Genomic DNA, 24,784 nt, shown 5'->3' with positions numbered 1-24,784 from the left:
CCTTCAGCAGGAGGCGGGCCACTCATAGTCCATGATCACCGGGGCGTGATCGGAAAAGCGATCTTCACGGTGCACGCTGGCTGCGCGCACGCTGCCCGCCACCCCCGGTGTCGCTACCTGGTAATCCAGGCGCCAACCCACGTTCTTGGCCCAGGCCTGACCCCGATGCGACCACCAGGTGTATTCATCGGGCTGCAAATTCACCCGTCGAAAGGTATCCACCCAGCCCACCGTGTCGAAGAGTTGATCCAGCCAGGCCCGCTCCTCGGGGAGAAAACCGGAGTTCTTCTGGTTGCTGCGCCAGTTGCGCAGGTCGATGGCCTTGTGGGCAATGTTCCAGTCGCCGCACAGGATGTACTCGCGGCCATCCTGACGGGCCGCCCGCAGACGCGCCATGAAGGCATCCATGAAACGATACTTGGCCTGCTGCCGGGCCTCGCCGGAGGACCCGGATGGCAAATACACGGAGGCCACCGACAGGCCGCCAAAACACGCCTCGATATAGCGGGCTTCCGGATCGAACTCCTGCGAATCCATGCCGATCACCACTCTGCCGGGCGCCTGGCGAGTGTACAGGGCCACCCCACTGTAGCCCTTCTTCTCGGCATCGAAGTAGTGGCAGTGATACCCCCGGGGATGAAAGGTCTCATCAGTGAGCTGATGCACCTGGGCCTTGGTCTCCTGAATGCACACCACATCCGCCTCGCGGGCTTCGAGCCATTGGAAAAAACCCTTGCGAGCGGCGGAACGGATACCATTGGCGTTAAAATTGATAATACGCATCACTGAGTCAGGTCGATGAGGTTTCGGGCCGGACCGACGAACTTACCACAGCGGCCGCCCATCGGCCTTGTGAAGCCCAGGGGAACCTTGTAACTTCAAGCCCATGAACACATTCCGCACTGAATTTCTGCAATTTTGCCTGGAGCGAGGCGTACTGCGCTTTGGCGAGTTCACCCTCAAGTCCGGGCGAATAAGCCCCTACTTCTTCAATGCCGGCCTGTTCAGTACCGGCCGGGACCTGTCACGGCTGGGGGCGTTCTATGCCCGCACCCTGGTGGATGCCGGCGCCCAGATCGACATGCTCTTCGGTCCCGCCTACAAGGGTATCCCGCTGGCGGCCGCCACGGCCATCGCGCTGGCGCAGCAGCATGACCGGGATTACCCCTACTGCTTCAATCGCAAGGAGGCCAAGGACCATGGCGAGGGGGGCAATCTGGTAGGCGCACCACTGCAGGGCCGCGTGCTCATTGTGGATGACGTGATCACTGCCGGCACCGCCATTCGTGAGTCCGTGGAAGTCATCCGCGCCGCCGGCGCCGAACCTGCCGGCGTGCTGATCGCGCTCGACCGTCAGGAACGGGGCCAGGGCGAACTGTCTGCCATCCAGGAGGTGGAGCGTGATTTCGGTCTCAAGGTACACGCCATTGCCACCCTCTCGGATCTGGTGGAATTTCTGCACGAACTGCCCGACATGACCAGACACCGGGATGCTGTCGAAGCCTATCGAAAGGAATTCGGGATCCGGACTTAGGAACGGGTACCGCCGTGATCCACCACCTCGCGCGATGGCCCACACAACTGCTGGCAGGCACCTTGCTGCTGGCCACGGCCTCAGGGGCCGGGGCACAGATGTATCGCTGGGTGGACGATGATGGTCAGGTGCACTTCAGCGACACCCCCCCAACGGATGCGGGCCGCTATGACCGGGAGGTTCTGGACCGGCGGGGCCTGGTGGTGGAGCGACTGGAGCGTGCTCAGACTGCCGAGGAACGGGAACGGGAACAGGCACGCCAGGCCGCGGAGGCAGAGACCGCCCGTCGCGAGGCAGAGCAGGCCCGCGCGGATCGCATCCTGCTGCAGTCCTTCGGCTCGGAACGGGAGTTGCTGCACGCCCGGGATGACCGACTGGACATCGTGGACGGCAATCTGAACCTGATGCGTAACAAGCTCTCATCCCTGCAGGAACAACACGAGGAGGCGCTTGGCCGAGCCCAGCGCCTCCGGTCTCAGGATCGTGAATTGCCGGAGAACCTGCAGCGGCGCCTGGGCTCGCTGGAACGCCAGATCCTTCGCCAGGAGGAGCAGTTGGTCGCCCGCCAACAGGAACGCGAGGCCCTGGTGGAGCGATTCAATCGCGATCTGCAACGCCTGCGGCAATTGCGCCAGGAGCGGGAAGACCCTGCATCCTAGGCATCGTCAATACACCCAGGCACAACCTGTAACCGACTTCGCCGCCCCAGATCTATTACCCACGGATCAGTGTCCCCACCCCCTTATCGGTCAGCAATTCCAGCATCACTGCATGGGCAACGCGCCCGTCGATAATATGAGCACTCTTCACACCCGACTTGACCGCATCCAGGGCGCACTGGATTTTCGGGATCATGCCGCCGTGGATCACACCTGAGGCAATCAGCTCATCCACTTCCCGGGCAGTCAGTCCGGTGAGCAGGTTGCCCGCTTCATCCAGCACGCCGGGGGTATTCGTGAGCAGGATCAGCTTTTCAGCCGCCAGCACCGAGGCCATCTTGCCCGCCACCAGATCCGCGTTGATGTTGTAGGCCACACCATCCTCACCCACCCCCACCGGGGCGATCACCGGGATGAAGTCACCGGAATCCAGCATGTGCACCACCGCCGGATCAATGGAGGCCACCTCCCCCACATGCCCAAGATCAATGATCTCCGAGGCATCGGGATCGGCCTTCACGCGCCGATGGTGCAAGCGCTTGGCCCGGATCAAGCCGCCATCCTTGCCGGTCAGACCCACGGCGCGCCCGCCGAACTGGTTGATGAGGCTGACGATCTCCTTGTTCACCAACCCCCCCAGGACCATCTGCACCACATCCATGGTCTCTCGATCCGTCACCCGCAGGCCGTCGATGAAGCGGGACTCCTTGCCCAACTGGTCCAGCATCTTGCCGATCTGCGGCCCCCCCCCATGGACCACCACCGGATTCATGCCCACCTGCTTGAGCAGGACGATATCCCGGGCGAACCCCCGTTTGAGTTCCTCGTCCACCATGGCGTTGCCGCCGTACTTGATCACCAGGGTCTTGCGGGAAAACCGCTGGATGTAGGGCAGCGCCTCGGTCAGCACCCGGGCGATGGTGTGCACACTGATTTGGTCCATGGCGGTGGACTCGGACATGGGGCATTTCTCCGGTTTTACAGATCAGGACAATACGATGAATCATGGCATCGGAATGGCCGCCCGTTTCAGAACGGCAATCCCAGCGCGGCATCCACCTGATGCACCAGCGCACGGAATCGGGCCTGAATCCGGGCCAGGGCCTCGGGGGTATCTCCCTCAAAGCGCAGGGTCAGGCAGGGGGTGGTATTGGAGGCGCGCACCAGGCCCCACCCATCGGGAAAATCCACCCGCAGGCCATCAATGCGGGTGATCGCGCCGCCGTCCAGCGTGTCCCGACCCTCCACCGCCTCCAGCAGGCGGGCCATGAACACATCATGGGCCTCTTCAACGCCCTCGGGGCTCACCAGGATTTCCGGGGTATGGCACCCCTGGGGCAGGTCATCCAGCACCCGTGCAGGTGGACGCTCATCCCGCGACAGCCATTCCAGTAGGCGGGCTCCGGCGTAGAGGGCATCATCCACCCCCAGCCAGCGATCCCGAAAGAATATATGGCCGCTCATCTCTCCCGCCAGCAGCGCCCCTGTCTCTTCCATGCGCGCCTTGAGTAGCGAGTGCCCGGTACACCACATCTCCGGCACCCCCCCCAGGCGCCGCACCTCATCGGTCAGGTGACGGGTGCATTTCACATCAAACACCACGCCGGCACCGGGGTGACAGGCCAGGACATCATCGGCAAAACACATCATCAGACGATCCGGCCAGTGGATGCGTCCCTCACCGTCCACCACACCCAGGCGATCCCCGTCACCGTCAAAGGCCAGCCCCAGGTCCAGCCCCTGGCGCTGCACGATATCAGCCAGGTGGGCCAGGTTCTCGGGGCGCGAGGGGTCCGGATGATGATTGGGAAAATGGCCGTCCACCCGGCAAAACAGGGGCTCCACACGGCAGCCCAGGCGCCGGTAAACCTCCGGGGCCACGTCCGAGGCGGCGCCGTTACCACAATCCACGGCAACAGCCAGGGGGCGCTGCAGATGAATGTCCTTGCACAGCCGTTGCAGATAGGCCTGGGTCACCTCCGCCTCGGAACAGCGACCACCCGGGCCTTTGGGCAAGCGATCATCAGCAATGCGGCGGCGCAGCCGTTGCACGGTTTCCCGGTGCAGGGTGCGCCCCCCCAGCATGAGCTTGAAGCCATTATAACGGGGCGGATTATGACTCCCGGTCACCATCACGCCATTGCCATCGGCACGCTCCAGCGCAGCGAAATAAGTCACCGGCGTGGGCACGCAGCCCAGCAGGATCACTTCCAGCCCGGCAGCCATCAGCCCTTCCACCAAGGCAGCCTCCAGTGCCGGGCTGGAGAGACGACCATCACGGCCCACGGCCACCCGCGAGCCGCCCTGCTCACGGGCCTCCGCCCCGTAGGCCCGTCCCACCGCCCTGGCCACGCCCGGGTCCAGGCCAGCCTCCATCACCCCGCGGATATCGTAGGCCCGGAAGATGGAAGGCGACACCTGAAAACTCATGTGGGTACTCCCTGTTAACTCTCATGCATCACGGTGGTGAGTCACCCCAGATGATGAAAGATACGTTACAAGCCTCAGGTTCGTCCCGAGGAGCCAAACCCACCGGTTCCCCGTTGCGTGGTCTCGAACGCATCCACCACCTGGAAGCGGGGCTGCACCACGGGTACCACCACCATCTGGGCAATGCGCTCCCCCGGAGAGATCACAAAAGGCTCTTCTCCCCGATTCCAGCAGGAGACCATCAGCGGCCCCTGGTAATCGGAGTCGATCAAGCCGACAAGATTGCCCAGCACAATCCCCTGTTTATGGCCCAACCCCGAGCGGGGCAGGATCATGGCGGCCAGGCTCGGATCGGCGATGTGCATGGCCATGCCCGTGGGGATGAGCTCAGCCTGACCGGCAAGCAGCGTTAACGGCTCGTCCAGGCAGGCGCGCAGATCCACCCCGGCGGAGCCCTCCGTGGCCGGAGTGGGCAGGGGAAACTCACGACCCAGGCGGGCATCGAGGATCTTGATCTGTACGGTCTGCATGTTCGGCTCAGTCCTGTTCTCGTGCCATTTCAAAACGGTCTGCGATCACCCGCACCAGCGCCCGCGCCAGGGTGACCTTGGATTGACGCGGCAGCGAGCAGTCTCCATCGACCCAGAATACCCTCAGGGCATTGTCGTCCACATCGAACCCCTGGCCATCGGACACGTCATTGGCGGCGATCATGTCCAGGCGCTTGTTCTCCAGCTTGGCGCGGGCATGCGGCTCCAGGGAGTCGGTCTCGGCGGCAAACCCCACAGTGAAGGGGCGATCCCCGGAGGCGGCCACCTCGGCGAGGATGTCCGGGTTCTTCACCAGTTGCAGGTCCAGGGTGTCGCCCTGTTTCTTGATCTTTTGTTGCGCCGGTTGCGCCACGCGGTAATCGGCCACGGCGGCAGTGGCGATGAAGATGTCGGCACCCGGCAAGTGGGCCATCACCGTCTCCTGCATCTGACCGGCCGTCTCCACCATCAGACGCTCGACACCCACAGGGGCCTCCAGTGCCACCGGACCGCTCACCAGGGTGACCCGGGCGCCGGCCAGGGCAGCGGCGGCAGCCACGGCATACCCCATGCGTCCGGAACTGCGATTGGTGATATAACGCACCGGGTCCATGGGCTCCCGGGTGGGGCCAGCAGTGATCAGGACATGGCGCCCTTCAAGGCGCGGGGCCTCGAACAGGGCCTGGAGAGACTGCACCAACTCGGCGGGCTCGAGCATGCGCCCTGCCCCCATCTCACCGCAGGCCTGCCCACCGGTGCCCGGACCGAAGAGGTGTACGCCGCGTGAGGCCAGCAGGCGGGCATTGTCCCGGGTGGCCACGTGGCCCCACATTGCCCGGTTCATGGCCGGGGCCAGACAGACGGGGGCCTCGGTGGCCAGACACAGGGTGCTCAGCAGATCATCAGCCATGCCGTGGGCCAGGCGGGCCATGACATCCGCCGTGGCAGGGGCCACCAGGATGGCGTCGGCCCAGCGGGCCAGGCTGATGTGGTCCATTCCGGACTCCGCCTCGGCATCGAACACGGCCGTGCGCACAGGGTGGCCGGACAGGGCCTGGAAGGTGAGTGGCGCGACAAATTCCGTGGCTCGGGGGGTCATCACCACCCGCACCCGTGCCCCGGCCCCGATGAGCAGGCGCACCAGTTCGCAACTCTTGTAAGCGGCAATGCCGGCGCTGACGCCCAGCAGGATGTTTTTTTGCGTGAGTGACATGGGGGGATTCTACCTTGTCGGCAAGGGCAAGTCCTGCAAGGAGGGCAGTATCTCCCTGCCCTGTGCCCGCCTTCCCCCTCACCCCAACCCCTCTCCCCTTGATGAGTGAGGCACAATGCGTGACGTCCACCCCACGGGGACGGTAACGTAACACCCTGGATGAACCCTCCCAGACCCAGGACTCCCGATGTCTCAAGCCTACGATTCCGCCCGCTTTGAACGGGCACGCTGGACCATCTACAGTGTGCTCATCGCCGCCTACATGCTGGTGTTCTTTCACCGCTTTGCGCCCGCCATGGTCTCTGGTGAACTCACCGAGACCTTCGGCATTACGGCGGCGGCACTGGGCTCGCTATCCGCCATGTATTTCTACATCTACACCGCCATGCAGATGCCTGCGGGCGTGCTGGCGGATACCCTGGGCTCGCGCTTTGCCGTGATGCTGGGCAACGCGGTGGCCGGTTGCGGCTCCATCGTCTTTGGCCTGGCGGAGACCCTGGCCACCGCCAGCATCGGGCGCTTTCTGGTGGGCCTGGGGGTGTCGGTGGTATTTGTGGGGCTCATGAAGAGCAACTCCGTGTGGTTCAGCGCCAAGCGCTACGGCACCATCAGCGGCCTGACCCTGCTGCTGGGCAATCTGGGTGCCATCGCCGCCACCGGCCCCCTGGCACTGATGCTATTGCTGGTGGACTGGCGCAGCCTGTTCGTGGCCCTGGGGCTGATCGCCATTGGCCTGGCCCTGCTCTCCTGGTGGCTGGTGCGTGACAAGCCCGAACAGATGGGCTTTCCCTCGGTGCGTGCAATGGAAGGCCTGCCGCCATCGACACCGCGCCAGCAGCACTGGATCCAGGATCTCAAATCGGTGATGAAGAACCGGCGCCTCTGGCCCGGCTTCATCTACGACTTCGGTATCACCGGCAGCCTGTTCGGCATGCTGGGGCTCTGGGCCATCCCCCTGCTGCGGGATGTGCATGATCTGAGCCGGGGCGACGCCTCCCTGTACACCACCCTGGCCACCGTGGCCTTTGCCATCGGCTGCCTGGTCGCGGGCAATGTCTCCGACCGCCTGGGTCGACGCCGCCCGGTCTTGCAGGCCGGTGCCCTGGCCTACCTGGCCATGTGTCTGGGCCTGTTGTGGCTACCCTGGGGGCCGGGGGTACTGGGGATGAGCCTGTTCATCCTGCTGGGCCTGAGCGCCGGCTGTTTCGTGGTGGCCTATGCCCATGCCAAGGAGGTGGCGCCACCCGCCCTTTCGGGCATGGCCATCGCCCTGGTGAACACCGGGCTGTTCCTGGGTGCAGCCCTGTTCCAACCGCTGTTTGGCTGGGTGATGGATCTGGGCTGGGATGGCACCCTCAGCGCCACCGGCATCCCTGTTTATGATGCCGGGGACTACCAGCGCGGGCTGTGGCTGCTCACCGGCTTTGCGGCGCTGGCCACGGTGGCGTCGTGGCGGCTGGTGGAGACCCGGGGGAGGAATGTTGTGGAGGATTGAGAGGGGAAAGGGGCTCAGGAGTCTTGCCTCCCCTTTGGGGAGAAGGGTTGGGGATGAGGGGCGCATCAGCACCTGAGCCCCCGGCATCATTATTTCTCCAGCCGCGCCGCCAGAGGCCGATACTGGAGGGCATAGAACATCTCCAGATAACGCCGGGTCTCCGCACGCTCCAGGTTGGTGACGTACTTCCAGAATCCGTAGATACGGGACAGGGTCATCATGCGTTCGGCGTAGAGCTTCCAGGTGTAGCGGGCCTCCACCCGGTCCATACCGGCCTGGGAGATACGGTTCCAGTGGCCCGGGTCGCGCTCGCAACGGGCGAAGAAGTCCACCAGAATCTCTGCGGCCTCGTCCCCATGGTTGGGGTCGATGTGATACCCGGAATGCCCGTGCTCGATGATCTCCAGCGGCCCCCCATAGAGGGTGGCAAAGGTGGGCAGCCCCGATACCATGGCCTCGATCACCGTCAAACCGAAGGCCTCGAACAGGGCCGGCTGCACGAACACGCCGCGGTGATCCGCCACATAGCGGTAGAGTTCGCCGCACAGCACCTTGTCCAGGCGCACCCCCAGCCAGCGAACCTGATCCTCCAGGCCATGCTCATCAAAGAGCCGATGCATGTGTGCGATCTGTTCCTGTTCCTCCCGATCGGAGGAACGGGAGGCGTCGGTGTAACCGGCCACCACCACCAGGTTGGCCCGCTGGCGCAACTCCGGATTGGCCGCGTACCAGGACACCAGACCGGTGATGTTCTTGATGCGGTCCAGACGGGCCATGGTGAAGATGATGGGCTTGTCCGGCTCCGCCAGCACGCCGCGCCCCTCCGGGTGATGGCCGCCGAAGATCATCTCATGCAATTCTTCGTGCAACCCCTTGATACGCCGAGCCCCTTCCCGGTGGGAGAAATACACCTCGGAATCCGCCCCCGGCGACACGATATTGAATCGAGGATCGAAGACATCGATCCCATTCACCACCCGATAAAGATCCGGCATGCTGAAGGAGCCATAACTCTCATACTGGCCGATGGCATGATCGGTACCGGCGATCTCCTGATAGGTACTGGTAATGATGAAATCCGCCGCGTTCATGGCAATCAGATCCGCCGTGAACTGGCAGGAAAAATGGTAGTGCTCCTCGTTTTCCTTCCAGTAGAGATCCGAGTAGAGGTACTTGGTCTTCTCCAGGGCGTGAGCGATGTTGCACTGGGTGACATGCATGCGTGCCGACAACAGGGTAGCCACCAGATTGCCGTCGGAATAGTTGCCCACGATCAGATCGGGGCGCCCCCCCAGTTCCGCGCGCACCCGGGTCTCCACATCATTGGTGAAACGCTCCAGATAAGGCCAGATCTCGAAACGGGAGGTCCAGTGGGGTACCACTTCGCCGTCGCGACCACGAAACGGCACGCGCAGGATCTTGGCGTTCTGGGTGCCGGAGATCATCTCCTCGGGTTGATCGCAGGTGGTGCCCCGGGCCTCGGGGATGAGGCGGGTGACCACCAGGATGCGGGGCTGGATGTCCAGACCCTGCTCCGCCAGTCGTGCATGCATCTCCCGCTCCAATGCTCGGACCTGGTCCAGGATGTACACCACCTGCCCACCAGTATCGGGCAGGCCGAGCACATTGGATTGCCCGAAGAACCCGTGGGGCGAGAGGATCAGCATGCTGAAGATCATGGGAATCCTGGCCAGAAAATGCTCCAGGGTCTTGGGTGAAGGCGCCTCCAGCAATTCGGAAAGCAACTGCAGGCTCTCCAGTACCCGACCCACATCCTTGCCCCAGCCGGCCTCCAGACCCAGGTCCTGGAGTGCATGGGCCACGTCAGCCCAGGGGGTCTGACGATCCTTGCGGGTGAGCTTTTTCTCGGCGGAGCGGATGGCGGTACGCAGGCCATCCACATCCCGCACCCGATCATTGATCATCAATTGCTGGCCGTTGCAGCGATGCTCCCGCAGGAACTGAAACAGCTTGTCGAAGCCCTGGCCCTGGCCATCGAACAACTGGCTGGACAGCTTGCGGTTAAGGAACTCCACCCCCTGGCCGATGGAACGGGACTCCCGCATGTTGGGAAAGTTGCGCTGGAAAGCGCCAATATCGAACTCCAGGGGGCGGTCTTCCTCCAGGTGCGGGGCAACCATACGCTCCTTGGAGGCCAGGAACTCACCCACGCTCAGCGACTCCACCGCCAGTTCATCTGCGTGGATACGCAGGTACACCCAGCGCCCCACGCGCGGACGCACGGAGAAGGCAATCCAGGGCGGGGTGATCACCGCCTCCTGCACGTCCTCAACCATTTGCGCCAGGGCCGAGGTATCGGGGGGCGGGGCATCATGCTCCGCCTCCAGGTCCTGGAAGGCGTCCTGTATGTCCGAGCGCAACACGAAGGCGCGCCCCAGATTCTGATAGCGACGCAGCAGCAGATAGGTGAATTCCCGGTGCTGGGCGATGTTTTCCCGCAAGGCTTCCAACATGCAATGTCCCCTCTGGTGCTCATGGGATGGCAGGTACGGCGTGGCTTGAGAGTGTAGCAAGGCCGACCTGCAAGCCCATTTGTGGCCCGTTCAGCTTGATGCTATTGTACAAAAAGAATTTGTGCAAAAAGAAATCTCATGGCCAGCCTCCGGACCCGAATCCATTCCCATCCCGCCTTGCGGCATGGCAGCCCTCGTCACGCCGACGAGGCGCGCGTCCAGGCCATCATCCAGCGGCTACGGGTGCTGTTCCGGTCCCTGCAGGGACACTCAAGGCGCATCCAGGAGGACTGCGGCGTGAGTGCCGCCCAGCTATGGGCCCTCTGGGAGGTTCAACTGGAGCCGGGATTGAGCGTGGGGGATCTCTCTCAACGACTTTCCATCCACGTATCGACGGCCTCCAACATGCTCGACAAACTGGAACGCAAAGGGTTGCTGGAACGCCAGCGCGCTGGCCGTGACCAGCGCGTCGTCCGGCTGTTCACCACGCCCGCGGGCCAAAGCCTGCTGGACCACGCCCCGGCACCGGCTCAAGGGGAACTCAACCGGGCCCTGCAGGCCCTGCCTGCCGACAGCCTCGCGGCCCTGGAGGCCGGTCTGGGTGATCTGCTGGACATCATGGAAACCCCGGACGAGAAAGCGGCGCTGAAGCCCATCGCCGACGATTGACGGACCCGCTCCCGCGCCCGGGTCATCGCTGGCCTTGCAGCCACCCGGCCTAGTAGTATCCAAGGGTCATATGCATAGCAGAGAGGGGACTGAATGACGCCCACCCGCATCAACTTCCAACGCCTGCAGCAGGATATCGAGGCGCTATCGGCCATCGGCCGGGATGCCGACCGCGGCATTCACCGCATGGCTTTCAGCGAGGGGGATCTCGCCGGACGTCAGTGGTTCCGGGAGCGCATCCTCGAAGCCGACCTGGACTTCTACGAAGACGGCGCTGCCAACCTGCACGGACGCCTGGACTGGGATGGTCAGCGGCCCAGTGTGATGATGGGATCCCATCTGGACACCGTGCCAAGCGGCGGCCCACTGGATGGGGCCCTGGGCGTCCTCATCGGTCTGGAGGTCCTGCGTACCGTGAAGGAGTCGGGACTGCCCCTGAGCCACCCCCTTGAGGTGGTGAACTTCACCGACGAAGAGGGGCGGTTCGGCGGCCTGTTTGGCTCTCAGGCCGTGGCCGGTCAACTGACACCGGCCATGATTCATGCCGCCCGGGATCTGGAGGGGGTCACCCTCACCGAGGCCATGGCCGCCTGGGGGCTGGACGCCAATGCGGCCCTGTTCGCCCGCCGGCCCAAGGATTCCATCCACGCCTATCTGGAGCTGCACATCGAGCAGGGTCCGGTACTGGACCGGGGGGACATCAGCGTGGGCGTGGTGGAGGCCATCACGGGACTGTTCAAGTGGGATGTGCAACTCAAGGGTCAGACCAACCACGCCGGCACCACGCCCATGGATATGCGCAATGACACCTTCCAGGGGCTGGCCGAGTTCGCTGGCGAGATCGAGCGGATTCTCGAGGAGCACGGCAGCCCTCACAGTCGAGCCACCATCGGCCGCGTTGAACTCAGACCCGGCGCCGCCAATACCGTGCCCGGCTATACCAGCTTCTCCCTGGATGTGCGGGACACGGATCCGGACACCCTGAGCAATCTGGCCGATGCGTTCCGGCGTACCCTGTCGACCATGGCCCGACGGCGCTCGCTGATGTTCGAATTCGAGGTGCTCTCGGAGCTGCCGCCGCAACGCTGCGATCCGGCCCTGGTGCAACTGCTTGAGGACAAGGCCCGCACCCTGGACCTGAAGCATCTGCGCCTGCCCAGCGGCGCCGCTCACGATGCCCAGATCATGGCCTCGCTCACCCGCACGGGCATGATCTTCGTGCCCAGCCTTGAGGGGCGCAGTCATTCAGCCGCTGAGTGGACCAACTGGGAGGATATCGAACGCGGTGCCAACCTGATGCTACAGGCCATTCTGTCCCTGGCCACCGAAAACGGGGAGGCAGTCAAGTGAACAACAAGACCCAAGAGATGGCGAGTGGCGGCCCCGTCTACGACAGCGTGGATCCGCTGCGTGAACAGTACCGGGAGACCCTGATCACCAACCGGGCCCTGACCCGGGCCCTGGGCACCCACCATGCGGCGATGCTGTGCATCGACCTGCAATACCTGGATGCGGCACGCGGCTGGGGGGTGTTTGCCGATGCGGAACGCTCCGGCCTCCCCCCCGAGGCCCAGGACTATTACTTCGATCGTCTGGAGAATACCGTTCTGCCTAACGTTCGCCGCCTGCAGGACGGCTTTCGCTCCCTGAGCCTGGAGGTGATCCACACACGCATCCAGTCCCTTACCCAGGATGGCCGCGATCGGGGGCCCGGCCACAAGCGCCTGGGCCTGCACGCGGCCCCAGGCTCCAAGGAGGCGGACTTCCTGGAGATCGTGGCGCCTCGGGACGACGAAATCGTCATCAACAAGACGGCCAGCGGTGTCTTCACCGCCACCAACCTGGAATACGTGCTGCGTAACCTGAATGTGACGGCCCTGTTCGTGGTGGGTGTCTATAGCAACGAATGCGTCTCCACCGCCATCCGGGATGCCTGCGACCTGGGTTTTTACGTCACCCTGATCGAGGACGCCTGCGCCACGGTCACGCCCGAGTTACAGCGGGCCACCATGCTCACCATGAAGGACCGCTACGCCCGGGTGATGAGCACCGAACAGGCCCTGGCAGAGATCTCCAAGGTGGAGGAGATCGCCGAGTGAACCGTTGTCTTCCCCAGTCAAAGAGGCCTTAGCCATGGTAGTCGACTCGCAGCTTCAAAAGCCGCTTCGCCCCAAGGACGGTACCGCCGGCATCGAGCGGCCCCGCGCCCTGGCGGAGAGCATCCCCGAAGATCCCAGTCCACTGCTGGCCCTGGCAAGTCGGCATGTGGTGTCCTCGCGGCAATTTGACCGGGAGACGCTCACCCAGCTTTTCCGCCTCTCGGCCCAGTACGAAAGCACGCCGGCGCTGATGCATCTGCCGCTGCAGGGCAAGATCCTGATCAGCGCCTTCTACGAGCCCAGCACCCGAACCCGGCTCTCCTTCGAGAGCGCCTGGCACCGCCTGGGGGGGGACATCATGTCCATCACCGACCCCAAGAGCACGGGCATGGCCAAGGGGGAATCCATCCAGGACATCGCCGAGATGTTCAACAACTACGGGGATGTGATCGTCCTGCGCAACAACGAGGACCGCTCCGTCTACGACATGCTGGATGCCCTGCGCATCCCCATCGTCAATGCCGGCAATGGCATCGACGAGCACCCCACCCAGGCGATGGCGGACGTGTACACCATCTTCAAGTGGCGCCCGGAACTGCTGGACCCGGACCTGCCCCGGGACAAGCGGATCCGTGTGGGCATCATTGGTGTGCCCAACCGCATGCGCACCGTGCGCAGCCTGCTGCTGCTGCTGGCGCGCTTCCCCACCGCCATCGAGGAAGTGGTGATCTTCACGGACCAGGACAGTCCCTTCGACGAAGGGCAAGCAGAGGAGTTGAACCAGGCCGGGCTGTCGGTACGCGTGTCCAAGCGACTGGAGCCTGAGCTTCCCGATCTCGATGTGGTGTACATCAATGCCATTGCCTGGGTGGGTGACAGCTACGAGCAGATGGGTGCGGAACTGAAACTTTCCACCCACTCGCCACTGAAGAAAGACTCCATCATCCTGCATCCCCTGGCCCGCGGTGAAGAACTGGATACGGACCTGGACCCCACGCTCCACAACTGGTACTTCGCCCAGGCGCGGGGCGCGGTCTTCGTGCGTATGGCCCTGCTCACCTGCATGGTGCGCCGGGTGAGCGAAGTGATGGACACCTGAGCCCGCTTCCTGCCCGCTTGATCCCAGGCACCTGCTGATACGAATTCATTCACGAGGAGTTCCCTATGTGCGGCATCGCCGGCGTCATGCACGCCGATCCCCATCAACCGGTGGATCCGGAAACCCTGGTGGCCATGGCGGCCATCCAGTATCACCGTGGCCCCGACGGCTTCGGCTACAAGGTGCAGGACGACCGCGGCGTGGGCTTCTCCCATGCCCGTCTGACCATCATCGACCTGGATGAAAATCGCGGCCGCCAGCCCTTCATGTCGCCGGACAACAACCTGATGCTGGCGGTGAATGGAGAGCTTTACGATTACAAGCGCATCCGCGCCGATCTCACCTCCCGAGGTGCCAAGTTCCGCACCAAGAGCGACTCGGAGATGGTACTGCACATGTACAAGGATCTGGGGCTGGAGGACATGCTGCCGCACCTGCGGGGGGAATTCGGCATTGCCCTGTACGATCGTCAGCATGACCGCCTCATGCTGATTCGCGATCGCTTCGGCGTGAAGCCCCTGTACTGGACCGAGGTCAACGGCAAGCTGGTGTTCGGCTCGGAACTCAAGGTGCTGTTTGCCCATCCAGATGTCCCGCGCCGCTTTGAGGCCCAGGGCCTGTATCATCAACTGATGCAGACCATGGTCCCCGGTCAGACCGCCTTTGAAGGCATCCACCAGGTGAAGCCCGGCCACGTGGTCACCATCGAGCGACGCCATGGCAAGTTCGAGATCCGTGAAGACCGCTACTGGGACATGGACTTCCCCTTGATGTCCGAGCGGGGCGGTGAAAAGGACGAATCGTTCTATATCGAGGGCGTGCGCGACAAACTCATGGAGGCGGTACAGCTGCGCCTGGAAGCCGACGTGCCGGTGGCCTGCTATCTCTCCGGCGGCATCGACTCCTGCATCACCCTGGGCCTCGCCGCAGCCACTCAGCAATCTCCGGTGAAGGCCTTCACCATCGGCTTTGATAATGCCGACTACGACGAGACTGCCATTGCCACGGAGATGGCCGAAAGCGTGGGCGCCGACCAGGACGTGATGACGCTGAACGCGGATCATCTCTATGACAACCTGGTGGAGACGCTGTGGCACGCGGAGCGCACCATCTACAACACCCTGGGCGTGGCCAAGCTGCTCATGAGCCGTCACGTGAACAAGGCCGGCTACCGGGTGGTGGTGACTGGCGAGGGCTCCGATGAACTGTTCGGGGGTTACCCCTCCTTCCGCCGGGACATGTTCCTGCATGGTCTGGACACCCTGTCCCCCGCCGAGCGGGCCAGTTGGCAACAGATGCTGGCGGAGAGCAATCAACTTTTCCAGGGGGCCATGCTGGCGGAGAACGAGCTCCATGACCCGGCCCTGGACGCCCTGGTGGGCTTCACTCCCTCCTGCCTGCAGCCCTGGCTGGCCAGCGCCGAACACGCTCCGGGCCTGATGGCCCCGCATCTGCGTGAGCAGGTGAAGGGTTACGAGCCGGGCCGCGCCATCGCCAACGCCCTGGATGCAGACATGATCGAAGGCCGTCATCCCCTGGACAAGGCCCAGTACGTCTGGATCAAGACCATGCTGGAAGGGCAGATCCTCACCTGGGGAGGTGATCGCGTGGACATGGCTAATTCCATGGAGGCCCGTCCGCCGTTCCTGGATCATCACCTGGCGGAGTTCGCAACCCAACTGCCCCCGTCCATGCGCATCAAGGGGCGCACGGAAAAGTACGTGCTGCGCGAGTCCATGAAGGGATTACTCCCCAAGGTGCTGTACGAGCGCGAGAAGTTCGCCTTCATGGCGCCGCCGGCCCATACCGACCCCAAGAAGTGGGCGGCGATGAAAGCCCTGGCGGATCAGTACCTGTCGGACGATGCCATAAAGGAGGCGGGCCTGCTGGATCCTGCCGGCGTGAAGGCCCTGTTTGACCTGCATGACGCACCGGACACCACCACCTCCACCCAGGTGCAGCTGGATGCGGTGATTAACCACATGATCGGCGTGCAGGTGCTGCACAGTCACTTCGTGGCCCAGGACATCCCGCGACTGGCCCGCAAGCGGGCCGAAGCCCTGGGGTGGCACCCCTGAGGTGACAAGCCCTATCCCTCTCCCCAAGGGGAGAGGGTTGTAAAGAGGCGTCGACACTCACTGAGTCCCCTCCCACTGGAGAGAGAGATGTCAGGGTGTCGATACTCACCGAGCCCCTCTCCCCTCTGGGGAGAGGGGTTGGGGTGAGGGGCCCGCGGAGTTCCAGGCGTCATGAGCCGACGCATAAAACTCCGCATCCTCCGTGGTGGCCCCATGCAGGGTACAGACCCTGGCGGCAAATCCGGCGGCGCGATGCAGGATCACCTCCCACGGCCATCCCTCCAGCAACCCCAGCAAGGTGACCGCACTGAAGGCATCCCCTGCCCCCACGGTGTCCTTGAGCCCAGCCACCGCCGGGGCATTCATGGCATGCACGGCCCCCTCGCGTGTGAGCACCATGGCCCCCTCCGAAGCGCGGGTAACGATCATCGCCTCCAGATCAAAACAGGCCAGCGTCAGGCGCGCCTGGACCTCCGGGTCGGCGGCGGGCTCCGGCGCCAGCGCCGAGAGTTCGTCCTGATTCAGCTTGACCCAGGTGGCATGGGCCATCAGGTCGTGCACCTCCTCACGCTTCCACCACGGCGCACGCAGGTTCACATCCATGAACACACGGGCATCCATGTGCCCCCTCAGGCGCTCCAGGCCATGGCGTGCGGATGCCTCACGCAGAGCCAGGCTGCCGTGATAAAGGATGCCGTGATCGGGCAACGCGTCCAGGGCGCCTGCCACCTCCACATGATCGTAGGCCTGATCCGCCAGGATCTCGTATCGAGGCTCACCTCCACTCAAGGTGACCTGGACCTGACCCGTAGGGTGATGCGGGTCTCGCTGCAAGCCTTCGGGGCGCATGCCCCAGGCAGACAGGGCCTGCCGCACCTGCGCGCCCAGTGCATCGTCGCCCACGGCACCAATGAACAGCGGATCGCGGCCCAACCCCTTGAGATTCCAGGCGACGTTGAAGGGCGCCCCCCCCAGCACGGAACGCGCCTCGAAGCAGTCGAAGAGCACTTCTCCGAAGATCACGGGTTCGGGATTCGCTGTCACGTCGGCCTCCTGCGATGATAGGAAAGGCTTCGAGGTTACCCAGCGCGAAAAGGCCTTGGCAAGCCGCGGGGGCGACCGATCATCCCTGGACGCAGCAGTTACGCCCGCGGTGCTTGGCCTGATAAAGCGCCTTGTCGGCGCGGTCGAACAAGGATGAAGGGGTATCTCCCACCCTGGCCTCGGCCACACCGGCAGACAGGGTGATGTCCACCGGATCACCGTCAAAATGAAACCCCAGGCCAGCCACGGCCTCGCGCAGAGAGTCACAGAACGCCAACGCGTCAGCGGCGGGCGTGCCCACCAGGATCATGACATATTCCTCCCCCCCATAGCGGGCCACCATGTCGGTGCACCGGGAGCGCTCTTTCAGGCACTGGGCCACGGTGGTGATCACACGGTCCCCGGCACTGTGACCATAGGTGTCGTTCACCCGCTTGAAGTGATCAATGTCCCAGACCACCAGACTCAGGGGCGTGCCGAGGCGTGCCCAGCGGCTCAACTCATCACGGATGCGTTCATCGAAAGCCTCACGGTTGGGCAGGCCTGAGAGGCTATCCTGGTGGGCACGGTTCTGTTGCCACAGGAAGGCCTCGCGCAACTGTGCGGACTGTCGTTCCAGGTCCGCCACCCGCTGGCGCAGGCGCTCGGTCTCGAGGCGGGCCTCCTGGTCTCGCAGGGCCTCCTGTCCGCGATAGGTCTCCATGTGCTGGCCGATGGCCCGAATACGCCCCCTCACCAATTCCTTGAGATGACCCAGTTCCAGATCCCGATCCGATAGACCGGAATTCAGAAGGGACATCTCCTGTGCAAGATGATCGCGAAATGTCTCGCGGTTGCGTTGGGAATCACGCAGGTGGTCACCCTGACCTGCCAGGTAATCATCAAAGCTGGCCAATTCCCGGGTAATATCCTGCAGAAAGTCTTCCATCTCCTCCCGCTGGTTGTGAAGGTCACTCAAACACTGATGCACCGCCTGAGCCACGCGGGAGACCCATTCCGACCAGGGGGGCACACGCTCGCTGACGTGCAATTCCTGGCGCAGGCGGTCCATGGCATCCTGCAACCGGGGTAATGAGGCCAGTTCCATCAGCAGTTGCAGGCCCAGGGAGCGAATCTCCGCCGCATCCCCGGAATGACCGTGAGCGGCGGGGTGGTGCGCGCCTCGGCCGCGATCATGCAGCCAGTCGGAGAGTTCGCTCAGGTAGGCCTCCAACTGAGCGGGGGTCAGAGTCTCCTGGGATGACACATCCACTTGCAGGCGGTTGAGGATCGGATCCAGATGCGGGCATGCTCCCTCGGCAGCCATGCACAAACGATTCAGCAATCGCCTCAGGCTGGCCTCCAGCGCGGCCTGATCATCCAGTGCCTGTTCCAGCTCCCGAATGGTATCCAGACACCTGCGGCGTACCTCGTCAGTGCTCACCCATGGCGCCTCTTCGGACGTGCCCTCCCACCTGCCCCCCGGCATGAAACTGGGCCAGCTTCACGGACTCCGGAATGACCAGCTCCACGCCCACAGGCAGGTGGTCGGAATAATTCAGATTGTAGACATGCACCTGTTCCAGCCCCAGGCCCGGGGTGACCAGAATATGGTCAAAAGCATGCATGGGACGCCAACTCGGATAAGTCTTGGCACTGTCCAGGGGCTCCTGCAGGCGTGTGTTGCGCACCAGTTTGCGTACTTCCGCCGAATGAGTCGGGGTGTTGAGATCCCCCATCACCACCACATGCTCATGATCCCGCAGCACTTCGCCGATGTACTGCATCTGTCGCATGCGGGTCTTTCGCCCCAGGGAGAGGTGTACCAGCATGATCACCAGAGAATCCTCGCCGCTTTCGGCCCCGAAATGCGCCTCCAGTGCCCCTCGTCCCGGGATGCGGCTGGGCAGGCGATGCTCCATCACGGAGTGAGGCTGATAACGTGATAGCAACCCCAGGCTGTGCTTGGCGAACTTGCCCAGATTCCGGTTGGTCTGGCTGTACCAGTAGGGCAACTGGCTCTGTCGAGAGAGGTACTCGGCCAGATTCACGAAGTTGCTGCGCAGGCTGCCGGCGTCCAGCTCCTGCAGGCCCACCATGTCGAAGCCGGCGATGAATCGGGCGATGCTGTCCAGATTGCCCATGCGCCCCCCATAGGGCAGCACGTGCTTCCAGCTGTTGGTCAGGTAATGGTGAAATCGCCCCGAAGCGATCCCGACCTGGACGTTATAGCTGAGGATGCGCAGGCGCTGGCCCCGCACCGGCGGTGTGCTCGGACCCACGGAGAGGCTGGAGGTCAAAGGCCCCTCCAGGGTCATCCCCGCCTCGTCCCGATAATTCAGTCCCAACCGGTCAAAGTACGGCTCGGCGAGCACCGGCGCCATGGATCACATTTCCCCGTAGGAATGCAGCCCACCGAGGAACATGTTCACCCCAACGAAGGCAAAGGTGGTCACAAACAGGCCCACAATGGACCACCAGGCCATGGGCACACCACGCCACCCCTTGGTGAAGCGCATGTGCAGCCAGGCCGCGTAATTAAGCCACACAATGAGGGCCCACACCTCCTTGGGATCCCATGACCAGTAGCCACCCCAGGCCTCGGCGGCCCACATGGCCCCCAGCACCGTGGCGATGGTGAAGAAGGCAAAACCGATGGCGATGGTCTTGTACATGACATCATCAAGGACCTGTCGCCCGGGCAGACGGGTTGCCAGCAGACCACTGGGGCGATGCCGTTCGCCGTGGGCCCGCATGAGATAGGCCACACCCACCATGGCGGCGATGGCAAACCCCCCATAGCCGATGAAATTGGCCGGCACGTGTACCTTCATCCACCAACTCTGCAGGGCCGGCACCAGCGGCTGAACCTCGTGGGCCTGGCGGTCCAGCGTGTAAAACAGCAGGAAGGCCACCGCGCCACTCACCAGCAGCAGGACGAAGCCGCCCATGCCCCGATTACGACTCCGGCCCTCGTAATAGAGATACATCAGCACCGTGATCACGCAGAACAGGACAAAGACTTCCCAGAGGTTACTCACCGGGATGTAACCCCAGGCGGGGTCATGCAGGTAGGTTTCACGCCAGCGCACGAACAACCCCACGAGGCCGAAGGTTGCTGCCGCCCAGGCCAGCGCGCCCCCCACCTGGGCACTGAATTCAGTACGGCTCGGCGGACCGGTCAGTGCGCCCACGGCCACCAGGAACGCCAGTGGGCTGACCCATTCCAGACCCTGAATGATCCCCCCCTGACCCAGCCAGAGCAGGCCACCGCCCAGTACGGCGGCGCCCCCGGCGATGATCAGGGCCGGTACCACACCCGCTGTGCCCGTGGCTTCGCGGCGGAACAGGTAGGCGATATAGGCGGCTGTGGACATGAACAACAGGGCGCACATCCACATGACGGCGGACTGCCCGGAAACCAGATACTTGAGGAAGAAGTTGGTCTCGGCCCGCGCCAGTGAGTCGCCGTAACTGAGCACGCCGAGCACACTGAGCAGGCCTACGGCCAGGGCATAGCCCCTGAAAGGCTTCCAGTACCAACCCAGCCAGATCCCCACAATCGCGTGGACGATCAACGTGATCACCTGATAGATGTCCATGTAACCGCCGAACATGGCCAGGACAAATACGGTGGATACCGTCACCAGGGCGGCCCACAACCAGTCGGTGAGGGACAGGCGTTTGAAAAAGCCGGGGTATTCGGCCCCGATGGTGTCATGCGGGACGGACATGGTTCTTACCTCCCGTCGTGCTAAACCGGATTGGGTTCATTAGGATCACCGGGGACTGTTTTCCGACCTTGCCGGGTCGGAACCGGTGGCATCGCTGGGGATCTCCTGACCCAGCACATAACGACTGAGCGTGTCAAATTCCTCGTTGAATTCCAGCATATTCCGATTGCTGGTGCCAGCGAAAACCAGCTGACTGCCCTGCCCCGCCGGGCGGACCATCAACCAGCAGCGACGATGGCTCATGTACAACATGAGGAAGACGCCCAGAATCAGCATCAGGCTGCCAAAATAGACCACATTCTGACCCGGCGCCTTGCTGATCATCAGGCCCGATGCCTGAACCTGCTCAAAATCGTTGAAGATGATCAGGAAGTCCGAACCAAAATGGGGCAACGCATCCAGGGCCACCAGGGCGTCATCCAGGTAGGCCGCATTCTTGCCGCTCATGGAATCGATACCCTCTTCTTCCAGAACCTGGATGTAAAGCTCGCGCAGGGTCATATTCACCACCCGACCGAACAGGTCCATGAGCGCGTCCCATTGATGCTGAGGGGCCCGCTGCTCGATGTCCTCCACGATGGCGTCGTATCCCCCCTGAACAAACAGCTCCATCAGGCGAATCATGATGGATTCAACCACCTCCAGCGGGACGTCTCCCTGACTGCCGTGGAACTGGCGAGCCGCGGAAGCGGCCACCTCTCCCACCACATCGGCCACCCGTTGATCATCATGGATCGCGGAGACCATACGCATGAAACGATCCACACCGCGGCCGTCCGGATCCTGGGGCACATACAGATACTGGAACGGCTGGGCCGTGCTGTGACGCACGCCGGTGAGCATGAAGTTCGTGCCATCCCGCTCCATGGGGTTTTTCATGGCGCGGTAGAATGTGCCCACACCACTGGGATCGCGAATCGTGTAGTCGAGGCTCGGCCCCATGTCGCGGCGCTCCGGATTTCCTTCCGTGTCCACCACCGTACCCATATTGTGGGTTTGCAAGCCAGTGAACTCGAAGGTATAGCGATTCCCGTCAGTCAATTCCTGAACATGGTTGCCGTACACCCTGACATCCAGCGGCAGGGGTTCCCGGGCACCTCGCCCCAGGTGATGCAGGTCCAGATCCAGGAAAGATCCGCCATCCCGGAAACTGGCCTGGTAAATGGCATGACCACGGTGGACCAGAGGCTCGTTCACACGGACGGTACGCGCCAGGGGTTCATCCAGGGTGTCGTCATGGATGACCAGGTCGGACTCATAGGCGCGTTCCTGGCCGGTCTCGTGCCGCTGCACACGGAAATCCTTGACTTCGATGCGAAACGGCAGATCCTGCACCACATAGCCATCACGGATCGTAATGAAGGCCACGTCCGCACTATGCCCCTCGGGAATCTCGACGCTGCCCCGGAACGACAGATTGGAATCCCCGAGGCGACTTTGCTCGGGCACCTGGGAAGCGGGAATCTCGCGTGTCTCCAGTTCCAGCCGGCCTGTCATCTCCGCCAGCCTCAGGGGTACACTGCCATCGATCAGGCCACCCACGCAGATGATGACAATGGCCCCATGGGCGAAAAAGTAGCCCAGGCGATTGCCGCTGCCGCGCATGGCTGAGAGCAGGCGTGTGCCGTCGGACTGCTCCACCTGACGAATCCGATAGCCTCGCGAACCCAGCACCTTTCCAGCCCGCTCCAGCACCTGTTCGGGCGGCTCGGGATGCGCCTCGCTTTGCACGTTGTGGGCAAAACCGCGCAGGGATTTCTCGCGCACGCCCAGGCGGAAGCTGCGCATGTCGCGTAGCATGGTCGGCGTGGTGCGGTAAATGCATACGGCCGTGGAAATCACCAGGAAGGCCAGGACAAAGAGAAACCAGCCCGCTGAGTAGACATTGTAGAGGTTCAGGGTGCGAAACAACTCATGCCAGAAGGGCCCGAAATTCATCAGGTAGTTCTGGAAGGGCTGGTTTTGCTCCAGCAACGTGCCCACCACGGAAGCCACCGCCAGAACCACCAGGAGCGTGATGGCCAGGTTCATGGACCCCAGGAAACTCACCAGGATGGCAAGCCGGGAGGGGCGACGAGGGGAGGCTGAATCCTGCGGGGAACGACTCATGCGTTAGGTAAAGATCCGTTGGGATGCCGGTGGGACCACAAAAACCCGGAAAAGATCCGGTTATGCGATGACACAGGACATCATCGAGATGGGTCCCAAGGAAAAAAGGGTGGCCGAGGCCACCCTTTTTCTTACGGACTGACTACTGCCCCATGGGCAACCGAACGTCGCTCACTTGGGATCCAGGGTCGCGATGTACTCGGATACGGCCTTCATCTCTTCCTCTGACATGCGCGAGGCGATGGTGCGCATCATCCGGCCGGGATCGTTGTGGCGCTGGCCACTACTGAACTGATTGAGCTGGTCCAGATTATAAGCGCCATGCTGAGCGGCCAGCTTGGGGAACACGGCGGCGGGGTTGCCCTTGCCGCCAGGACCATGACAAGCCACGCAGGCAGCCACGCCGTCGTTCACATTGCCACCGAAATAAACCTGTTCACCAAGGGCCAGGGTCTCTTCGTCGGCGCTGGTGCGGCCAGGCGCGGTTTCCTGCATGGAAAAGTAGGCGGCCAGGTCACGCATATCCTGTTCATCTAGGCGTGCCACCTGAGGATTCATCAGCGGGTGGCTGCGTTCACCCGACTTGTAATCCATCAATTGCTTGAAGAGATAACCCGCATCTTTACCCGCGGTCTTTGGCCACGCAGGATTCACGCTGTTCCCATCGGCCTGGTGGCAGGCGATGCATGGGGTGGACAGTTCCTTGCCGCGCTCGGGATCGCCCGGCTCGGCGTGCAACGATGCCGACAGACTCATTCCCAGGGTGGCGGCGGCAATAACGACAAATTTTTTCATTGTGGGTTGACTCCTGAACCTGAAACAGTGTGCGCTTTTCTTTGGTAACCTGTGGCACCCGGACGCGACCGGCGCAACCTCAAAATAGCCGCAATGTATATCACACTCACCCCCCCGCCGCAAAAACGGGCAGGGGCGGACCTCAACCATCGCTAGAGAGAGTTAGACACTCAATGAACCCGGTTTACTCCCGGGCCGAGTTCCTGACCAGTGCCGCCAGCCTCAAGGGCTTGCCACCGGAAACAGGGCGCGAAGTCGCCTTCGCCGGCCGTTCCAACTCTGGCAAGTCCAGCGCGATCAATACATTGTGCCAGCAAAAGGCGCTGGCGCGTACCAGTAAGACGCCTGGTCGGACTCAGCTCATCAATTTCTTCGCCCTGGACGAGGATCATCGTCTGGTAGACCTGCCCGGCTACGGTTACGCCAAGGTTCCCGAGGCCGTACGCCGCCGCTGGGGACGTCTGATGGAAGAATATCTGGCGGGACGCGAGTGCCTGCGCGGATTGATCCTGGTGATGGATATCCGCCACCCCCTCACGGAACACGACTGGCAAATGGTGGGCTGGGCCCACCAGCGGCAACTGCCCCTGCATGTCCTGCTGACCAAGGCTGACAAGCTCAAGCGGGGCCCTGCCCTGGACACGGTGCGTCAAGTGGCCTCAGCCCTGGGCGCCGAAGACGTGGAAGCCACGGTACAGCCCTTCTCATCCCTGAAGAAGCAGGGCGTGGATGATGCCCACTCGGTGCTGGATCACTGGCTCTTCGCCGCCCATCATCCCGAGGCAGACGCCCCGGAAGTGCTCTGAACGCGGCATGGCGCGCTCAAAAAAAAGCCCCGGGGCC

21 protein-coding genes are annotated in these 24,784 nt (G+C 63.1%); 9 read left to right on the top strand and 12 right to left on the bottom strand.

Going from position 1 to position 24,784, the window contains the following annotated elements:
* Positions 1–3: 3 nt before the first annotated feature.
* Positions 4–783: an exodeoxyribonuclease III gene (locus tag LPW29_RS07475; protein WP_238627495.1), complete on the bottom strand. Its 780-nt coding sequence runs from the start codon at positions 781–783 to the stop codon at positions 4–6.
* Between the two features lie 103 nt (positions 784–886).
* Here LPW29_RS07475 and pyrE point away from each other — a divergent pair, with 103 nt between their 5' ends.
* Positions 887–1,534: an orotate phosphoribosyltransferase gene (gene pyrE / locus LPW29_RS07470; RefSeq protein ID WP_238627494.1), complete on the top strand. Its 648-nt coding sequence runs from the start codon at positions 887–889 to the stop codon at positions 1,532–1,534.
* A gap of 14 nt (positions 1,535–1,548) precedes the next feature.
* Positions 1,549–2,193 carry a DUF4124 domain-containing protein gene (locus LPW29_RS07465; protein WP_238627493.1) on the top strand — a complete coding sequence of 215 codons (645 nt, stop codon included), beginning with the start codon at positions 1,549–1,551 and terminating at the stop codon, positions 2,191–2,193.
* A 55-nt stretch (positions 2,194–2,248) separates the two neighbouring features.
* Here the strand turns inward: LPW29_RS07465 and argB are convergent, their stop codons facing one another.
* The 4 genes from argB to coaBC all read right to left on the bottom strand — a co-directional run bounded on the left by argB (position 2,249) and on the right by coaBC (position 6,366).
* Positions 2,249–3,136 (bottom strand): acetylglutamate kinase, encoded by an 888-nt coding sequence (gene argB, locus LPW29_RS07460; RefSeq protein ID WP_370642803.1) that lies wholly within the window; start codon positions 3,134–3,136, stop codon positions 2,249–2,251.
* An 86-nt stretch (positions 3,137–3,222) separates the two neighbouring features.
* Entirely contained in the window at positions 3,223–4,623 is a 1,401-nt protein-coding gene (locus LPW29_RS07455; RefSeq protein ID WP_238627491.1) for a phosphomannomutase/phosphoglucomutase, read from the bottom strand.
* Between the two features lie 74 nt (positions 4,624–4,697).
* Complete coding sequence (gene dut / locus LPW29_RS07450) at positions 4,698–5,153, bottom strand: dUTP diphosphatase (protein WP_238627490.1); 456 nt, start codon at positions 5,151–5,153, stop codon at positions 4,698–4,700.
* 7 nt (positions 5,154–5,160) lie between these two features.
* The gene (gene coaBC / locus LPW29_RS07445) at positions 5,161–6,366 is read right to left on the bottom strand and encodes a bifunctional phosphopantothenoylcysteine decarboxylase/phosphopantothenate--cysteine ligase CoaBC (RefSeq protein WP_238627489.1); all 1,206 of its coding nucleotides are present in this window, start codon (positions 6,364–6,366) and stop codon (positions 5,161–5,163) included.
* A 187-nt stretch (positions 6,367–6,553) separates the two neighbouring features.
* On the opposite strand from coaBC, the gene LPW29_RS07440 reads away from it, so the two are divergent.
* Positions 6,554–7,861: an MFS transporter gene (locus LPW29_RS07440; RefSeq protein WP_238627488.1), complete on the top strand. Its 1,308-nt coding sequence runs from the start codon at positions 6,554–6,556 to the stop codon at positions 7,859–7,861.
* Between the two features lie 89 nt (positions 7,862–7,950).
* Here the strand turns inward: LPW29_RS07440 and LPW29_RS07435 are convergent, their stop codons facing one another.
* Entirely contained in the window at positions 7,951–10,335 is a 2,385-nt protein-coding gene (locus LPW29_RS07435) for a sucrose synthase (RefSeq protein ID WP_238627487.1), read from the bottom strand.
* 138 nt (positions 10,336–10,473) lie between these two features.
* Between LPW29_RS07435 and LPW29_RS07430 the strand changes: the two genes are divergently transcribed.
* The 5 genes from LPW29_RS07430 (at position 10,474) to asnB (ending at position 16,280) form a co-directional block, all read left to right on the top strand.
* Positions 10,474–11,004: a MarR family winged helix-turn-helix transcriptional regulator gene (locus LPW29_RS07430; protein WP_238627486.1), complete on the top strand. Its 531-nt coding sequence runs from the start codon at positions 10,474–10,476 to the stop codon at positions 11,002–11,004.
* A gap of 93 nt (positions 11,005–11,097) precedes the next feature.
* Complete coding sequence (locus LPW29_RS07425) at positions 11,098–12,354, top strand: Zn-dependent hydrolase (RefSeq protein ID WP_090251903.1); 1,257 nt, start codon at positions 11,098–11,100, stop codon at positions 12,352–12,354.
* Between the two features lie 17 nt (positions 12,355–12,371).
* The gene (locus LPW29_RS07420; protein ID WP_238627497.1) at positions 12,372–13,103 is read left to right on the top strand and encodes a cysteine hydrolase family protein; all 732 of its coding nucleotides are present in this window, start codon (positions 12,372–12,374) and stop codon (positions 13,101–13,103) included.
* Positions 13,104–13,137: 34 nt separating this feature from the next.
* Positions 13,138–14,202, top strand: a complete 1,065-nt coding sequence (locus tag LPW29_RS07415; RefSeq protein WP_090251899.1) for an aspartate/ornithine carbamoyltransferase family protein — start codon at positions 13,138–13,140, stop codon at positions 14,200–14,202.
* A gap of 65 nt (positions 14,203–14,267) precedes the next feature.
* Positions 14,268–16,280 carry an asparagine synthase (glutamine-hydrolyzing) gene (gene asnB / locus LPW29_RS07410; protein WP_238627485.1) on the top strand — a complete coding sequence of 671 codons (2,013 nt, stop codon included), beginning with the start codon at positions 14,268–14,270 and terminating at the stop codon, positions 16,278–16,280.
* A gap of 105 nt (positions 16,281–16,385) precedes the next feature.
* On the opposite strand, the gene LPW29_RS07405 is transcribed toward asnB, so the two are convergent.
* The 6 genes from LPW29_RS07405 to LPW29_RS07380 form a co-directional block, all read right to left on the bottom strand.
* Positions 16,386–17,324 carry a carbohydrate kinase family protein gene (locus LPW29_RS07405; protein ID WP_238627484.1) on the bottom strand — a complete coding sequence of 313 codons (939 nt, stop codon included), beginning with the start codon at positions 17,322–17,324 and terminating at the stop codon, positions 16,386–16,388.
* A gap of 79 nt (positions 17,325–17,403) precedes the next feature.
* On the bottom strand, positions 17,404–18,747 hold the full coding sequence (locus LPW29_RS15640) for a GGDEF domain-containing protein (protein WP_238627483.1): 1,344 nt from the start codon (positions 18,745–18,747) through the stop codon (positions 17,404–17,406).
* Complete coding sequence (locus LPW29_RS07395) at positions 18,737–19,621, bottom strand: endonuclease/exonuclease/phosphatase family protein (RefSeq protein ID WP_370642804.1); 885 nt, start codon at positions 19,619–19,621, stop codon at positions 18,737–18,739. The genes LPW29_RS15640 and LPW29_RS07395 overlap by 11 nt, the downstream gene beginning before the upstream one ends.
* A 69-nt stretch (positions 19,622–19,690) precedes the next feature.
* Positions 19,691–21,037: a c-type cytochrome biogenesis protein CcsB gene (gene ccsB, locus LPW29_RS07390; RefSeq protein ID WP_238627481.1), complete on the bottom strand. Its 1,347-nt coding sequence runs from the start codon at positions 21,035–21,037 to the stop codon at positions 19,691–19,693.
* Between the two features lie 45 nt (positions 21,038–21,082).
* Positions 21,083–23,146 (bottom strand): cytochrome c biogenesis protein ResB, encoded by a 2,064-nt coding sequence (locus LPW29_RS07385; protein WP_238627480.1) that lies wholly within the window; start codon positions 23,144–23,146, stop codon positions 21,083–21,085.
* Positions 23,147–23,317: 171 nt separating this feature from the next.
* On the bottom strand, positions 23,318–23,941 hold the full coding sequence (locus LPW29_RS07380; protein ID WP_370642802.1) for a c-type cytochrome: 624 nt from the start codon (positions 23,939–23,941) through the stop codon (positions 23,318–23,320).
* Positions 23,942–24,114: 173 nt separating this feature from the next.
* On the opposite strand from LPW29_RS07380, the gene yihA reads away from it, so the two are divergent.
* On the top strand, positions 24,115–24,747 hold the full coding sequence (gene yihA / locus LPW29_RS07375) for a ribosome biogenesis GTP-binding protein YihA/YsxC (protein ID WP_238627479.1): 633 nt from the start codon (positions 24,115–24,117) through the stop codon (positions 24,745–24,747).
* The last annotated feature ends 37 nt before the right edge of the window (positions 24,748–24,784 follow it).

Origin of the sequence: Ectothiorhodospira sp. 9100, assembly GCF_022227565.1 — a bacterium.
Lineage (GTDB): Bacteria > Pseudomonadota > Gammaproteobacteria > Ectothiorhodospirales > Ectothiorhodospiraceae > Ectothiorhodospira > Ectothiorhodospira marina.
The sequence above is the reverse complement of the archived record's forward strand: the minus strand, read 5'-3'. Positions and strand labels throughout refer to the sequence as shown.

Bases quoted from the DNA above. Each gene is read 5' to 3' on its own strand.
- dut (WP_238627490.1), bottom strand. From the start codon at position 5,153: ATGCAGACCGTACAGATCAAGATCCTCGATGCCCGCCTGGGTCGTGAG.
- LPW29_RS07435 (WP_238627487.1), bottom strand. From the start codon at position 10,335: ATGTTGGAAGCCTTGCGGGAAAACATCGCCCAGCACCGGGAATTCACC.
- LPW29_RS07385 (WP_238627480.1), bottom strand. From the start codon at position 23,146: ATGAGTCGTTCCCCGCAGGATTCAGCCTCCCCTCGTCGCCCCTCCCGG.
- LPW29_RS07395 (WP_370642804.1), bottom strand. From the start codon at position 19,621: ATGACCCTGGAGGGGCCTTTGACCTCCAGCCTCTCCGTGGGTCCGAGC.
- argB (WP_370642803.1), bottom strand. From the start codon at position 3,136: ATGGACCAAATCAGTGTGCACACCATCGCCCGGGTGCTGACCGAGGCG.
- coaBC (WP_238627489.1), bottom strand. From the start codon at position 6,366: ATGTCACTCACGCAAAAAAACATCCTGCTGGGCGTCAGCGCCGGCATT.
- LPW29_RS07415 (WP_090251899.1), top strand. From the start codon at position 13,138: ATGGTAGTCGACTCGCAGCTTCAAAAGCCGCTTCGCCCCAAGGACGGT.
- LPW29_RS07420 (WP_238627497.1), top strand. From the start codon at position 12,372: ATGGCGAGTGGCGGCCCCGTCTACGACAGCGTGGATCCGCTGCGTGAA.
- LPW29_RS07380 (WP_370642802.1), bottom strand. From the start codon at position 23,941: ATGAAAAAATTTGTCGTTATTGCCGCCGCCACCCTGGGAATGAGTCTG.
- LPW29_RS07455 (WP_238627491.1), bottom strand. From the start codon at position 4,623: ATGAGTTTTCAGGTGTCGCCTTCCATCTTCCGGGCCTACGATATCCGC.
- yihA (WP_238627479.1), top strand. From the start codon at position 24,115: ATGAACCCGGTTTACTCCCGGGCCGAGTTCCTGACCAGTGCCGCCAGC.
- LPW29_RS07475 (WP_238627495.1), bottom strand. From the start codon at position 783: ATGCGTATTATCAATTTTAACGCCAATGGTATCCGTTCCGCCGCTCGC.
- pyrE (WP_238627494.1), top strand. From the start codon at position 887: ATGAACACATTCCGCACTGAATTTCTGCAATTTTGCCTGGAGCGAGGC.
- LPW29_RS07430 (WP_238627486.1), top strand. From the start codon at position 10,474: ATGGCCAGCCTCCGGACCCGAATCCATTCCCATCCCGCCTTGCGGCAT.
- LPW29_RS07440 (WP_238627488.1), top strand. From the start codon at position 6,554: ATGTCTCAAGCCTACGATTCCGCCCGCTTTGAACGGGCACGCTGGACC.
- LPW29_RS07425 (WP_090251903.1), top strand. From the start codon at position 11,098: ATGACGCCCACCCGCATCAACTTCCAACGCCTGCAGCAGGATATCGAG.
- ccsB (WP_238627481.1), bottom strand. From the start codon at position 21,037: ATGTCCGTCCCGCATGACACCATCGGGGCCGAATACCCCGGCTTTTTC.
- asnB (WP_238627485.1), top strand. From the start codon at position 14,268: ATGTGCGGCATCGCCGGCGTCATGCACGCCGATCCCCATCAACCGGTG.